Origin of the sequence: Pseudomonas sp. D3 (assembly GCF_029320995.1) — a bacterium.
GTDB lineage: Bacteria > Pseudomonadota > Gammaproteobacteria > Pseudomonadales > Pseudomonadaceae > Aquipseudomonas > Aquipseudomonas paraveronii.
The window spans coordinates 1,484,599-1,498,945 of record NZ_CP119772.1; the positions used below are offsets into that span (position 1 = coordinate 1,484,599).

Genomic DNA, 14,347 nt, shown 5'->3' on the forward strand with positions numbered 1-14,347 from the left:
TCAAGGTGATTTTGTCCATGCCAACCACTATCCGCATCGCCGCCGCGCTCCTGATCGGCGGCGACGGCCAGACTTTGCTGGTGCGCAAGCGCGGCACCCAGGCGTTCATGCAACCGGGCGGCAAGATCGATGCCGGTGAACAACCGGTCGAGGCGCTGGCCCGTGAGCTGCACGAAGAACTGAACGTGCGTATTGAGCCGAGCCAGGCGGTCTACCTCGGCCGCTTCTCGGCCCCGGCCGCCAACGAACCGGGCTTCACGGTGCAAGCTGAACTGTTCCAGGTGCAGATCGATGTGCCGGTGACGCCGGCGGCCGAGATCGAAGAAGTGCGCTGGATCGACCCGGCCGGTGACGGCGGCCTGCACTTGGCGCCCTTGACGCGTGAGCTGATCCTGCCGTTTTATCGCCAATCGCTGACCACCACCGCCTGATTGGCGCGCTCAAAGGACTGAGCCGTGCGCCCCTCAACGCACGGCGCTGACCCCATCCAATGTGGAAAACGACGTGTCCTTGGCCGTGAGCAGAAAGTCGCGCATGTAGGGCGCGTCCAGCATGTCTGCACGAATCCCCGCATACAGCGTCGCAAACAGGCCTTTTTCACCCAGGCGCTTGGCCTTGACGTAACCGCGCGAGCTGTATTCATGCAGGGCCCAATGTGGCATGCCGCACACGCCACGACCGCTGGCGACCAGTTGCATCATCATCACTGTCAGCTCCGAGGTGCGCACCTGGGCCGGTTCCACATCGGCGGGTTCGAGGAACCGCGTGAAAATGTCCAGGCGGTCGCGTTCCACCGGGTAGGTGATCAGGGTTTCGCTGAGCAGGTCTTGCGGCACGATGTACGACTTGTTCGCCAGCGGGTGCTGGTTGGCCACGGCCAGCATGGCTTCGTAGGTGAACAGCGGCACATACGTGATGCCCGGCAGCTCCAGCGGGTCGGAGGTGACCACCAGGTCCAGGTCGCCACGGGCCAGGGCCGGCAGCGGGGCGAAGGCGAAACCGGACGCCAGGTCCAGCTCGACTTCGGGCCAGGCGTCGCGGAACTGGTCGATGGTCGGCATCAGCCATTGGAAGCAACTGTGGCATTCGATGGCCATGTGCAGGCGTCCGGCGGTGCCGCCGGCCAGGCGCGCGATGTCACGCTCGGCGCCGCGCAGCAGGGGCAGGGTGGCGTCCGCCAGTTGCAACAGGCGTAAGCCGGCGCTGGTGAAACGCACGGGTTTGGTCTTGCGCACGAACAACTGCATGCCCAATCGCTCCTCCAGCTCTTTGAACTGGTGGGACAGGGCGGACTGGGTCAAGTGCAGGCGTTCGGCGGCTTCGACCAGGCTGTCGGCTTCGCGCAAGGCGTGCAGGGTTTTCAGGTGGCGGATTTCCAGCACCGTGGCCTCCATGAGCAATATTGATGAACAATTGGAATGGGGTGAGTTTGTCTCATGTTGCTCGGACTGTCGACAGACAGGCCAAGGGCACGACGTTCATATCCAGCCATACATTACGAAAAGGCGCTGACCCGGAGCCCTGGCGGATGACGCGTGGGTGGACATAGTCAATTACGCATTTCTTATTTCACCGTAGGGGGGAGTGGGTATTTTGGCGCGAGACTCGTCCCGAAGGGCACTTCATACGTCGTTGGGATGACACCGTATTTCCACGCCAAGGATGTGCCCCATGACCGCTAGCAACGCTGCAAGTCCCTTCATCCCTCATCTGTACCCTGCGGCACCGCCGGCCAATCCGGCTCCTGCGCCAAACGCAGTTGCGACAACCTCGCGGGGCAGTGCCGGCGTCGAGCCCAGGGCCATTGCCGATGTGCAACCCCTTCCCACCGCCACCCACCTCGCCGCCCACGCCGTCAGCAGCCAGTTCGCGACACGGCCCGGCGTGCGCTCGGTCGTCAGGGAAATGCTCGGCGAGGCGATCAAAAGCCTGTATCCCACGCTGGAACTCGACGTAGCTCAGACCTCGGTGGCAGAGCCCATCGCGCAAAACCCGGTTCAATACCGATTGACCCCGCTGCTGGATGTCGCCCTCAACCACCTGGCCGCCGGGGCCGAAATCGATTTCACCGACAAGTATTCGTGGCCGCAGAAACTCGTCAAACAAGGCACAGGCACCACCCTCAGGGTTCCGCACCCATCAGGCGACCGGCGCGACGATATCGACATGTCGGCCATCGAACTGGTGATTCGCAGCCTTCGGCCCAGCCTCAGAGACGGTTTTGCACGGGCCTTGACGCGCTATTGGGGACAAAGTGCCGCCGGCGCCACCGGCCCTGTCGCAGGCAATCGCTGGTTGTGGCTCAGCGGCATGCTCAGCGACAGCCTGCGCAGTGCGTCGCTGAAACAGCCCGGCCTCACGGATGCGCAACGCGCTACGCTTGATCAGGTGGTTGCCTGGCCCGAGCGTGCGCAACGTGTGAGTGCCAAAGGCGACGACGCGGCCCGGGTTTTCGTGCTCGACGCCACCGTCCGTTACAGTGGCGGTTCGTCCACGCAGCTCAGTCCCGATCTGCTGATCACCCGCCAGATCGGCGGCAGCACCCAGGTCCTGCATGCCGCTGCCAACGGCCTGATTACCCCTTACGACTCGGTGGAAGCCTTCGGCAAGGCATGGGGCGAGACGCTGGAGAACGACTTCGTCTTCGACAATTTGACCTGGAAGCGTCAGGAGCCGGACGCGAATATCTTCGATACGCAAGCGGGCATCATTCTAAATAACCAGTTGCAGGCGATAGACGCCATCGTGCTGCCTGAAGCCGGCGGCCTCAACGCTCTGGAGCAGCGCTTTTCCCTGGTCAGCGATCCGAGCCCGTGGTTTGTCGGCGCCTATGCCCCGGATTCCGAGGAACTGGCGCGGCTGCAGAAAAAACTGCCGCAGTGGATGCGCAATGCCGACCCGGCCGATCGCTTTGCCTATCACCGACACGCCCTGGAACTGGCCAGCGATGTACAACGCAATCAGGGCCGAAACTTTTTTTCGGACATCCCCGATATTCGCACCTATACCCAGCAACAGCTTCAAGCACAGTTGGAGAACACCGGGTTTCTCGCGGACCACCTGGAAGTCACCTTCAAGGTGCCGGTCGGCACGCTGGGCGGCGGCTATATCGAACGCGTCACGATGAGCCTGACCGACATGGCCTTGCGCAATCTGGCCGGGTTGCCCAAGGGCGAAATGGAAGTGCGTCACTTCGGTCAACTGATCACCGACCCCGCAATGCCCCAGCGCTTGAAAGACATCGTCACGCGGGTGGACATCGGCAAAAACTACCCCGCGTTGCTGCACTCCCACCTGCTTGGCGACAGTGATGAAGCACGTCGACGCAGCGCCTTGTTTGCCCAACAAGTCCCGCTCCAGCTCACCATGCAAGCGCTGGAACTCAAGCTCAAGGGCGAATCGGGCATCACCGCGCGAGGCTATCAGTATGTGGCGGCGGTGCTGAGCCCTGGCGCCGGGGCAAAACAGGTCGACGGGCAAGACATCGTCATTCGCCCCCTGGCGTTTTTACGCAAGCCCGGCGCGACACCCGATGTCGTCCAGAACATGTTTGTCATCGAGCCGGCCGATTCGGTTGTCGGCCCGCACATTCTCTACCGTCCGATGTTGTCCCCGGCGTTGCAGGCGTTTACGACCCGCCAAGCGCTGCTGGAGGCGGTGCAACAGCCCGGCCCTTTGCAGCAAAGCGTGCTGGCCTGGTTGCCCGACGACAGGACGCGCGCGGTGTACGGCAATGGCGGGTTCAAGACACCGAATATTGCCCGCTACAGCGTCTTTAACGCGTTCGATCCGCCCGCCCAACCGGCACCGACGGCGCTGGCCGTGGACGGCTATGACGCCGCGCGCGCATTACGCCAGGCCCTGGCGCAAGGGCGCCTGATGCAGCACGTGTACCAGAGCAATACCCACAGCCTGGTGAGCCTGGCCGAGGGGCAATCGGTATCGGACGCGCAAAGCCGCTGGGCCTCTTTCAAGGAACTGGGCGGGTTGCTGTTCAACACGCTGTTACCCGTATTGCGCGGGCCTGGGGCGATGGCGGGGTGGTTGTTGCAGTTGGCCGGCAGCGAGGACGACATCCGCAAACTGTCCAACCCCACCGCTCAGGACGACAGCACGGCTACCGTGGTGGACCTGCTGCTCAATATGGGCATGGTGTTGACCCATTCTGCGCCCGCAGACGTCGCGCAGCCGCCGGTGACGCTCGACGCGCTCAAAGCCATCCCGCAAAACAATGGGCCGACGCGTCGCGTGCCGGGTCAGACACCGAGCGCTCATCGCGCGACCCTCCGCCAAAGCAGCGTGGAGCCAACTGCCGGTGTCGTCGGCGATAATGCGAGCGTGCTCGATTTTGCGTTCTCCAGCCCACGCCGGTTGACCCCCGGGCAGCTCGCACAGATCGGGTCATTCCGGGTGCCCGCGCCGGCCGATGTCGGTGCCGCGATTGCCGAGGGGCAAAAAAGGGGGTTGTACCTGAGCCAGGGCCGACTGTACGCCAACATCGACAATCAGTGGTTCCGGGTGGCCAACGACTTGGACGGGGTGTTCATCATCGACGAGCACAATCGGGCGCGTACCGGCCCGCCGATCAGGCGTGACGCACAGGGGCGCTGGAGTTTCGACAGCAGCCCAAGGTTGCGCGGTGGCATGCCGCGCAAAAGTGGCGTCGCCGAGCGGGTTAAACAAAATACGCAGGCGAAACAGGCGCGAGGGGAGCAGTTCAGTCAGGCCGTCGAGGCTGCGTTGGTGCTCGATGGGCCAAGGGTCGATGCGCATAACCAGCTTGTCGTGACCATCACCGATTACCACAATGCCCGCAAGAAACTGCGCACGCTGTGGGGGCTGTCCACCACCGGCGAGCATCAACAGCGCTTCCTCACGCCCTATTTGACGCAGTTGGAACTCACGAAAAACCTCAGGCAGACAATCGACCAGCAGTTCGTGCAACTCAAGCAAAGCACTCAGGCGCACAGTGCGGCGGTTCAGACAGCCATTGACAGTCTGGCGCCGAAAAAACTGGGCGCAGTGGACGATCTCTCCGAAGAAAAACAGGCGCGCTCCAATCTCTACGGCGCAGTACTCGACAACTACCGTCAAATCGAACAGTTCTATAGAGCGCTGGCCGAAGACAGCAATCAACACGTGCCCAGCGGACGGTCGATGGCGGAGGTGGTGAGCGAGGCGAGGACAGGCTCCAAAAGCGCCTATATCGAGCTGATGGACAACTTCGGCAGGGTCTACCATGACTTGGAAAACGTGCGGGAAGCCGCCTTGGCCTCTGCCGCCGTGCTGGAAAAATGGACGAACGATTCGTCGTTCGGCAAAACCAAGGCCGCGCACTTCCTCAAGCTGCAAGACACACAGCCGCCTGCGATTATTGCCCTGCGCATGAAGCTGACCACCCTGTCCAACCTCAAAGAGCTGAGCCTCGATCGCTATGCCCGAACGACTGACCCGGTGGAGTCGTTTTACCTGCAGCGATTGAGCTCAACCAACCTGATTCCCGTCTACAGGGCTCACCTGGACCTGCGGCAGTACAGCGGTTACAGCTTGAGCGAACGCAAAGCGACGCTGGAAACCATCATCGGCACGTACCAGCGAGAGCTCAGCGACAGCCTGGCGATACAGGACGCGAATCCCAGCCTTCAGCGCGCCGAGTATCAGCAGCTGTTTGCCGAACGCCTGCGCGATGTTATCAACGATGCCCAAACCGACCTGGCTGAAGTGATTCGCGAGGAACAAGCGCTGGTGCCGGTCGCCGTCGCGCGTATCGATCAGCAACAAAAGCCGGCGGGCCAGCGAACGTTCAAAACCCGCGACAAGGAAACCTTGATCGGCACCGCGCGTCCTCACGCAGCAGGCGCCAGCGCCATCATTGATGTACTGGACCCGCAATCCGGCCAGCCGGTCGCCAGTTACAGCGAACACCCCAGCGACGGCGAGTGGGTCAAGATCGTTCCCGCGCAACCTGCACGGCCCGCGCAGTCGCCCAAGTCGCTTTCAACGCTTAAATCCGACGCCAGAAAACTGCTCGAAGAAAGCGCCGGCATTGAACGAACGATCGAGTTCCAGAAGCGCAAACTCAACGACCCGCAACGCCGCGAGGGCGTCAACCCGCTGGACTGGAACGACATGTTGCAAGCCCAGGCCGAGCGGCTTCAAGCGACCGCCCTGCAAGCCGAAACCAGCCAGAGTGGCAGGCCTGAAACCGCACAGTTGGTCAACCAGTGGCGCACAGCGGCGGACGAACTGCTCAACAAGGCTCGGCAACATTGCGCCGATGGCTACAAACGCCTGCCCCCCAAGCCGGAAAATATCGATTACCTGTGGAAGCACGGGTTCGTCGATATCAACCTGGTTCAGCGAGACACCGCGACCAAAAGCGGCGATGTCTTCACCGAATATGCCGTGCGTGAAAAAGGCAAAGTCGACGTCTTGTGGTATGCCCATTTCCACTACCCGGCCAAAGGTTCGCCGCGCAACCTCTACACGGCGGCGCATCTGAAGATCCCGTCGCAGCGCACCAAGACCCAGAAAGACCTGGTGGCCGAGGCGGGAAACAACCGCGTTGTGGAACAGATCGTCAGGGCACGGATAGGCTCGCCGCTGGATGAAAAACTGTTTTTGAAACTGTGACTGAACCGCTCTGATGAACAGCCGCAGCTCACGTTTTGTGGTTATTGGGCAACCCCTAGCGACCGGATATGCGGCAACGCGGCAGACTGCCTGCCAATGTCGGAAAACGGCAGCGACGGGTCGTCGGCATGGGTCAAATAGCGGTGCTCCGGCAGTTTCAGATGGGCCTTTTCGAACTCGTCGAAGGTTGCCGTGCGGCGGTTGTAATGAAAGTGCGCATACCACAGGGCGCGCGCTGGGGTGGCAGTCAGGTCCCAGACTTCATATTCCTGCATGAAGTCGCGATGCCCGTTCGCACGCCTCGCCAGTTCGGTCATCGACGCGGTTCGACGCACCTCGACCACGTGATGCCTGACCAGGTCATCGAGCATGCCGTCGGTGGGTTTGCGGCTGGCCAATGATTGTCGGGTGCGCAGGGCGCGGCCGGCGGCGGTCAGTTCGGTAGAGGTCTTGCGCAATTGCGAGAGGCTCGGTTCTTCGGGGTCAAGGCGCGCGATGCGGTTTGAGCGCAGGGTGAGTTCGGCGGCTTCGCTGACCAGCATGTGTTCAAGGTCCACCGGCAACATGCCCTGCCGGGCATAGGCTTCAACTTTGGCCTGGTACGCCGGCACGGCACGCAGGCGGTTCTGGGCTTCGCTCACCATCACCGACTTCACGTTTGCCTCAGGTGGGAACTCCGCGGGCGGGGCCGGTTGGCGCTGGGCCCGACCGTTTGGCCGTTGCTCCCAGGTCTCGGTGTGGCCGCTGAGGTTGTCGATGGTATAGCGCGTTGTGTTGGTGCGTGGGTCGGTGCTTTTTATGCCGATCAGCAGCCGGTTGTCGTCGCTTTCAAACACTGTTCCTTGTGGTTCGTCGGGCCGCGGGCGCCGCAGGCGAGGTGTTGTGCCGATACGGTTGCGGGCCAGTTGAATCATGCGTTCGAGGTTGTTCAGCAACGCGTCCAGGTTTTCCAGGTCAAAATGTTGCGGGTAGCCTGCGCTCAAGGTTTTAGCGCTGAGGCTGAAGCGCGTATAGGCATCGATACATTCGTTGAGGATTCGCGTGCGCTGGCTGACGGTGGTGGGGGTTTTGGTCAGTGCGAAATGCGTGTTCAGGGCCAGGTGGGCGTCGAGATAGACGCGATTGACCTCACTTTGCAAGTACAGCCAGGAAGGATCGGTGACGTGATCGTAGCGGTTGAACGTATCGATGCTGTGGACGGTGCGCAGGTGCGTGCGAAACCCTTCATCGTAGAGCTCGTTCCAGCGCGCCGTGTCATCGCGAGCCTCGCCCACCATCGTGCGCGTGTTGTGCAGGTCCGCGTCGATCTGTTGCGCGGTCCTGCGTGTGCTTCTGCCCTGGAGGCGCAAATCGGCCTCCAGCGCTACAAGGTTGATCTGGCTGCTCCATTCGTTCATGACCCGGAAGATGCGGTCGATCCGGTCGAGTGCCTGCACGATTTTCTGGCTGAGACCTTTGCGGGTTTGCAGAAACTGCAGAATGGCGGCGGGTCGTGCCGGCGGCACCTGGATGCCAGCGAATTGCTCGGTCAACGCCTGCAGAGCAGCCGCAGCGACTTTCAAGCGTTCCACGGTTCTGCTGGTGACGATCAAGGCGGCGCGGCTTTGCATGCCTTTGAGGACCAGATGCTCTCTGCTGGGGGTAAAGGCGATCACGTCCTGGATCGCGTTGGCCTGCTGAATCGCCAGCTCGATGTCCTTGGTGTAGGCCTGATCGAGGGTCGGTTGCAATGTCTTGCGGGTGGCGAAATCGCTTTGGTTGGACAGGTGTTGCAGGTTGTTGGTCGCGGCCAGTTGAGCGTCGAGCCCGTTGCTCAGCGTATTGATCGCATCGTCGAGCGCCAGTTGGCGGCGCACGACATGATCGGTCCACCAGATCGGCAACCGTTGTCGAATTGCCATCGGCCAGAGCGGGTCGAGGGTGTCTGCCAGGTGCCCGAGCGCGCCGCCGCCGCCGGCCAAACCACTTGGTTGCGCGGTGCCGTAGACCCCGAAGTGGGTGTCCCACTCGCCTGCTTCATCCAGGGCAATCGGCTGTTTGTATTTTTTCAGCGAGTTGCCGGCTAAGCGCCAATGCCCGTTCTGCAGTTCGACCTGGTAAACGTTGTCCTGACGCACAATAAAATGGCCGTCTGCATGCCGATAGACGTTGCGATACACGCCGTGGATCGCGGGGGACAGGTGGCCCAGGGCGATCTCCTTGTCGTACTCATACCCGCTGAAACGCTCGGCGATGCGGCGCGCCTTGCGGCTCATGGGCGGTTGCAGGTAGCGGCCGCCCTTGAAGGCGTTGCGCAACTGGCGCCCCCGGGTCCGCACGCGTGCCGCATTGGGCGTGATCAGCACCCCGCCGGCCACATCCACGCCGGCGTCGATCAATGATTGCAGGACTTGGGTGATGTCGTGCAGGCCCTGGACATGATCACCGCGTCTGAACGCATCCACCGCGTCATTGGCGCTGACCCAGCCATCGTAAAGGCCGATCACCGTACCCACCACGGGGACCACGCCGAGCGCCATCTTGATATAGCTGAAGGCCTGCACGCCCTTCATGGCGTAGCGTTCCAGGTACAGGTCGCTGTTGGAGCGCGAACTGGCGCGGTGGGCTTCCTTGACGCGGCCCATGTGGGCGTTGAGCAAATGGCCGGCCAGCGACGTGGTGACGGGCCAGGGGCTGCCGACGCCGATCAGTGCGTCGAAATGCCGGAGCACCGCTTGATTGATCCGGCTGACGTGGTTGGCCACGTTGCCCAGCAAGGCGCGGCCGGCCAGGTAATTGACCATCGAGCTGTTCAGGCATAGGTGGAACAGTGCCAGTCGGGCGGCTTCAAGATGGGTGTAGCTGCGTAGGGAGTGACCGTCGGGGATTTCAGGCAGATAGAGCAGGGTGAACCCGGAGTTTTTCTGACGGATGAAGGTGATGCCGGACAAGGTGCTTGAGCCGTCCTGGGTATCTGGCCCGCCGACACTGAGGTAGGCGGGGAGTAACTCGATATCGTTGCCATCGGCCCGCCAGGCCTGGGCGGTGGTGGCATTTATGGCGATGTTGAAGGTATTCAGTTCGCTGGCATTGATGTGCTTTTGCAGGAACGCCAGGCGCCCCTGGAGCGTGAGCATCTGGCGATGAGGTTCGAGCAGGCATTCGAGGCGATGATCACGGCTGAAGTACGCTTCGCGATCCGAACCTTGGTAGGTCTCGACGATCAGGTTTTCATACGCTTGGGCCAGGTCCAGCTCCGGCACCAGCGTGCGCAGGTAGTTGACGCTAAGCCCGGCCGTGAGTGCCTGGCCTTCCGTGGCGTCCTCGGTGTTGACCTCGACCTTCATGAACGACAACCGCTCGGAGATCGGTGTATCGATGTTGCTCAGCGCCAGCTCTTCCAGGGCCATTTTGACCCGAGTGGCGCTGGGGACCAGCACGGTCTTGGTCGGAGTGCCCGGTGCGCCGGCGGCTGCGACGAAATGCTGTTGGCGGGTGACGGATTCGGGCACGTCGAGCTGAACGCTGAACGGGTGTTTGAGCGAGAAGTCCCGGGACAGTCGTGCGTGCAGGCGTTTTTTGCAAAAGCTGCTGATCAGCGGCAGCTTCAGGTTCAAGGCCTCGTCGGCGCGCTGGAACGCCTGGATGTAGCGCTCCAGCAGGGTCTTGAGTTCGGCCCTGTCGGCTGGCGAAACCTGGCCGAGCCAGACCGGCAGTTGCGCGGCCAGTGCGCCGCTCTGGTTCTGCTCCAGAAGCTGCGCGTAGGCCAGTTCGCGCACGGCGTGGGTCGGTACGCCGAGTTCCTCGATCGCTTGCACGCGCAGGGGTTCCAGTTCCCTGGCTTGACGCTCGGTGTCGTCCGGGGCGCGCCGAAGCATCTCTTCAATCTGGGTGACCCAGCCATCGAGTTGCACGGTGAGGCTGTAGTCGAGCGGGGTCTGATTGAGCAGGGCCAGTTCTACGGACGAGGCGCCTGGCGGCGTCACGCCGAGCCACCGTTCAAGCGCCTGGAGCGAGTCGAAGTGCTGCAGCCCGCCCTGGCTGCCCGGCCAATACAGCAACAGGTCCTGGGGCGTTGACGCATCGCGCAGCGCCGCTTCCAGGGTGATGAGCAGCACGCCGTCCAGCTCTTTGCGCTGGGTGTTGGTTGCGCCGTTGCTGCGGTCGCTGATCGACAGCGTCAAGGTCGCCACCGACACGTTGAGTTCGGGATTTTGCGCGTTAAGCGGGTCGAAGGCGGCCAGGAGCATGTCGTGCCCGGCCTGGGTGATCTGGTTGAGTTGACGTTGCAGGCTGGCCTCGGCAAGCAGCCCATTCAGTCGCGCCTGGAGCAAGGTGTGGTAGTCGGGGTTGGCTTGCTGGGACAGCTCCAGCAGTTGCGGCCGGGGCTGATTCCACAGCGCTGTGGCCGCTGCATGGGCTTGCTGTTGCGCCTCGTGCAAGCGGCTGAGTTGGCTGCGCAGTGCGGCCAACTGCTCGTCGCTCATTGGCGTCAGTCGGGCGGGCGCCTGCACGGCCCCGAAGAGCGACTGCTGTTGCCGCAACAGTGCGTGGCGGCGCTGGGCCAATGGCAGGTCGGCGGTCAGTCCGGCGAAGACCGTGGGCGTGTTGTCGAAGGGCGCGTCGTCCTCGGCGGCAGTGAGTATGGAGGCCGGCGGCAAGGCGAAAAACCCCTGGTTGCGCTGTTGCCGGTCGACCTGATCGGCCGCTTCCAGCGCTTTGTGTCCATGCTCGGTGAGGTCTCTGCCGTGGGTGTATTTCAAGCTGGCCTGCTTTTCTTTGAGGCGATGTTCCAGCAGGTGCGTCACGCCGGCTTGCAAGGGCTCGTCGACTTCGCGGTAGTCGATCTGGTTGTCGCGTGTGATTGCGGCCACGCCGGGGAACAGCGTGGGGTGATCGAGCAACCACTGCTCCATGCTGACGCGACTGTTGAACAGGCTCAGCGCGGGTACTTCAGCGGGCAGGTATAACAGCTGGAGGACGATCTCTGCATCCAGGGTGATGACCAGCGCACCGGGTATCTCTGCATCGGCCAGCCCTGTGCGTTTGAGCAGCAGTTGCTCGGTATAGATCTTTTGACCGTCGAGCTGCAACGCGCCGCTCGGAGGGTCGAGGACCGTCAGCAACGGCTTCAATTGATCAGCCGTGATGGCCCCCGACGCGCAGGCCAACTGAGCGGCGGCCTGCAGATGGCTGCTGTACTGCGCGACTGCGTGATCGCGGCGCGAGACCGGCGTGCCGGGTGCGCGCGTGAACCACCAGTAGCGGACCCAGGCCGTTCGCAGGGCCTGCTGCACATTGAGCTGGGTAAAGGGTTTAACCAGCTCGAGCGGTTGCGCCGCGTATTGGGTTTTCCCCTCCGGCAGGCCGACCACCCGGCAGTGCTGGTAGAGCGAGGCGGGGACGGTGATTTGATGAACAAAGGCGCAGGCCTGGGTGAGCGTGACGTAACGCGCCGGCTGGTCGGCGGTAGCCGCAAAATGCAACTGCACGCTGTCGCCGTCCAGGCCCAGTTGCTCGTGGATGAACGCTTTGAGTGAGGCGTGAACACTGGGGGCATCGGTGGTGAGCCGGAACAGGTGTTCACGGCTGGCGTTCCAGCGGGCCGTGGCTTCCAGCAACAGACTTTCATTCACGGGACGAACCTGCGCGTGGGAAAGCGGCAGGAAATCGCGCACAGCAAGGGGGGAGAGCGGGTTGGGTGTAGCGGTCATGGGACGGCACTCGAAAAAATAGGGGCAGAGCGGTGCTTTACCGGTCGGAGCCCTATTTAAAGGTGAGGAACCAGGCGCGCAGGGATAGATAGTTAGTGGCCGACCGTTGAGCGGCATTCATCAAACTGTCACGCAACTGTGGCAGCGCGCTTGAACAAACTTCATCAGACTCGCGCTCTACTGGGGTTCTGCGTTTCGGTGTTTTTCATGCGCGTGTTGCTGTTATTGGCCGCTCTACTGTTCGGCCTGCCGTCTTTTGCGGCTTCTCGATGTGATGTCAATGTCCCGACTCAAACGGTCGACCTGGCTCAGGTGAGCATCGCTTACCAGAGTATCGGCCGTGCGTCCGATCCCGCCTTGCTGCTGGTGATGGGCCTGGGCGGGCAACTGATCCACTGGCCGGATGAGGTCGTTGTTGCGCTGTGCCAGCAAGGTTTTCGGGTGATCCGCTACGACAACCGCGACGTTGGTCTGTCCACCTGGCGCCAGGCCCCGGCCAGCGCCAACCTGACCTTTGAAGTGCTGCGCTACAAACTCGGCCTGCCAGTGGCGGCGCCGTACACGCTGACCGACATGGCCGATGACGCCCTGGGCTTGATGGATGCGTTGCAGGTCCAGCAATTCCACGTCCTTGGGGCGAGCATGGGCGGCATGATTGCTCAGCACCTGGCCGCGATGGCGCCGCAGCGGGTGGAAAGCCTGACGCTGATCATGACCAGCTCCGGCGCCGAAGGCCTGCCGGCGCCGAATGCGGCGCTGGTGCAATTATTGTCGCGGCGCAGCGCCCCCAATCGTGAAGTGGCCCTGGAGCAACAGGCTGATTTGCTGGCCGCGCTGGGCAGCCCGAACGTCAAGGATGATCGCCAGGTGTTGCTGCACCAGGCGGCGCTGTCCTACGACCGCGCGTTCAACCCCGACGGCGTGAAGCGCCAGATCATGGCGATCCTCGCCGAACCGAGCCGTGTGCCGTTGCTCAACCAATTGCGCGTGCCGACCCTGGTGGTGCATGGCACAGCTGACCCGTTGTTGCCGGTGATGCATGGCGTACACCTGGCTGCGCATATCCAGGGCAGCCAGTTGAAGCTGATTCCCGGCCTGGCCCATCGTTTCCAGGAAGCGTTCAAGGCGCCATTGCTGGCGGCGGTGTTGCCGTACTTGCAAGCCCATCGCGAAGACGCCGCCCATTGGGCGCAGATTGAGCCCCAGGTCTCGGCGAAGGTGTTGTGACATTGGTGTATCGTGCAACCTTTGCGGCGCATTAATGCCAGCGAGGTTGCCTACCATGAGTACTGCCCTGAAAATCGATTTCGTCAGCGACGTGTCCTGCCCCTGGTGCGTCATCGGCCTGCGCGGCCTGACCGAAGCCCTCGACCAGCTCGGCGCCGAGGTGCAGGCCGAGATACATTTCCAGCCATTCGAACTGAACCCGAACATGCCCGCCGAAGGCCAGAACATCGTCGAGCACATCACCGAGAAATACGGCTCCACGGCCGAAGAGTCCCAGGCCAACCGTGCGCGTATCCGCGACATGGGCGCCGAGTTGGGCTTTGCGTTCCGCACCGACGGCCAGAGCCGCATCTACAACACCTTCGACGCCCATCGCCTGCTGCATTGGGCCGGGTTGGAAGGCTTGCAGTACAACCTCAAGGAAGCGCTGTTCAAGGCCTACTTCAGCGATGGCCAGGACCCGTCCGATCACGCGACCCTGGTGCGCATCGCCGAGAGCGTCGGCCTGGACCCACAGCGCGCCGCCGCGATTCTCGCCACCGATGAATACGCCGCCGACGTGCGCGAGCAGGAACAGCTGTGGGTGTCCCGTGGCGTGAGTTCGGTGCCGACCATCGTGTTCAACGGCCAGTACGCCGTCAGCGGTGGCCAGCCGGTCGACGCGTTTGTCGGGGCGATTCGCCAGATCATCCGCGAATCCCAATCCTGACGCTGTTCCCATGTGGGAGGGGGCTTGCTCCCGATAGCCGTGGCACATTCAGCATCTCTGTAGGCTGAGACTCTGCCATCGGGGG

Annotated in this window: 6 protein-coding genes; 4 read left to right on the forward strand and 2 right to left on the reverse strand. The window is 62.6% G+C overall.

Annotated elements, in window-relative coordinates:
* The first annotated feature begins 17 nt into the window (after positions 1 to 17).
* A complete protein-coding gene (locus tag P3S72_RS06535; RefSeq protein WP_276196688.1) occupies positions 18 to 431 on the forward strand; it encodes an NUDIX domain-containing protein in 414 nt (137 codons plus the stop codon).
* A 33-nt stretch (positions 432 to 464) separates the two neighbouring features.
* Here the strand turns inward: P3S72_RS06535 and metR are convergent, their stop codons facing one another.
* On the reverse strand, positions 465 to 1,382 hold the full coding sequence (gene metR / locus P3S72_RS06540; RefSeq protein WP_276196689.1) for a transcriptional regulator MetR: 918 nt from the start codon (positions 1,380 to 1,382) through the stop codon (positions 465 to 467).
* A 289-nt stretch (positions 1,383 to 1,671) separates the two neighbouring features.
* Between metR and P3S72_RS06545 the strand changes: the two genes are divergently transcribed.
* Entirely contained in the window at positions 1,672 to 6,633 is a 4,962-nt protein-coding gene (locus P3S72_RS06545) for a DUF6543 domain-containing protein (RefSeq protein ID WP_276196690.1), read from the forward strand.
* 41 nt (positions 6,634 to 6,674) lie between these two features.
* Here the strand turns inward: P3S72_RS06545 and P3S72_RS06550 are convergent, their stop codons facing one another.
* Entirely contained in the window at positions 6,675 to 12,326 is a 5,652-nt protein-coding gene (locus P3S72_RS06550; protein WP_276196691.1) for a DUF6543 domain-containing protein, read from the reverse strand.
* Between the two features lie 207 nt (positions 12,327 to 12,533).
* On the opposite strand from P3S72_RS06550, the gene P3S72_RS06555 reads away from it, so the two are divergent.
* On the forward strand, positions 12,534 to 13,553 hold the full coding sequence (locus P3S72_RS06555) for an alpha/beta hydrolase (protein WP_247401135.1): 1,020 nt from the start codon (positions 12,534 to 12,536) through the stop codon (positions 13,551 to 13,553).
* A 55-nt stretch (positions 13,554 to 13,608) separates the two neighbouring features.
* Positions 13,609 to 14,262, forward strand: a complete 654-nt coding sequence (locus P3S72_RS06560; protein WP_276196692.1) for a DsbA family oxidoreductase — start codon at positions 13,609 to 13,611, stop codon at positions 14,260 to 14,262.
* Positions 14,263 to 14,347: the final 85 nt, after the last annotated feature.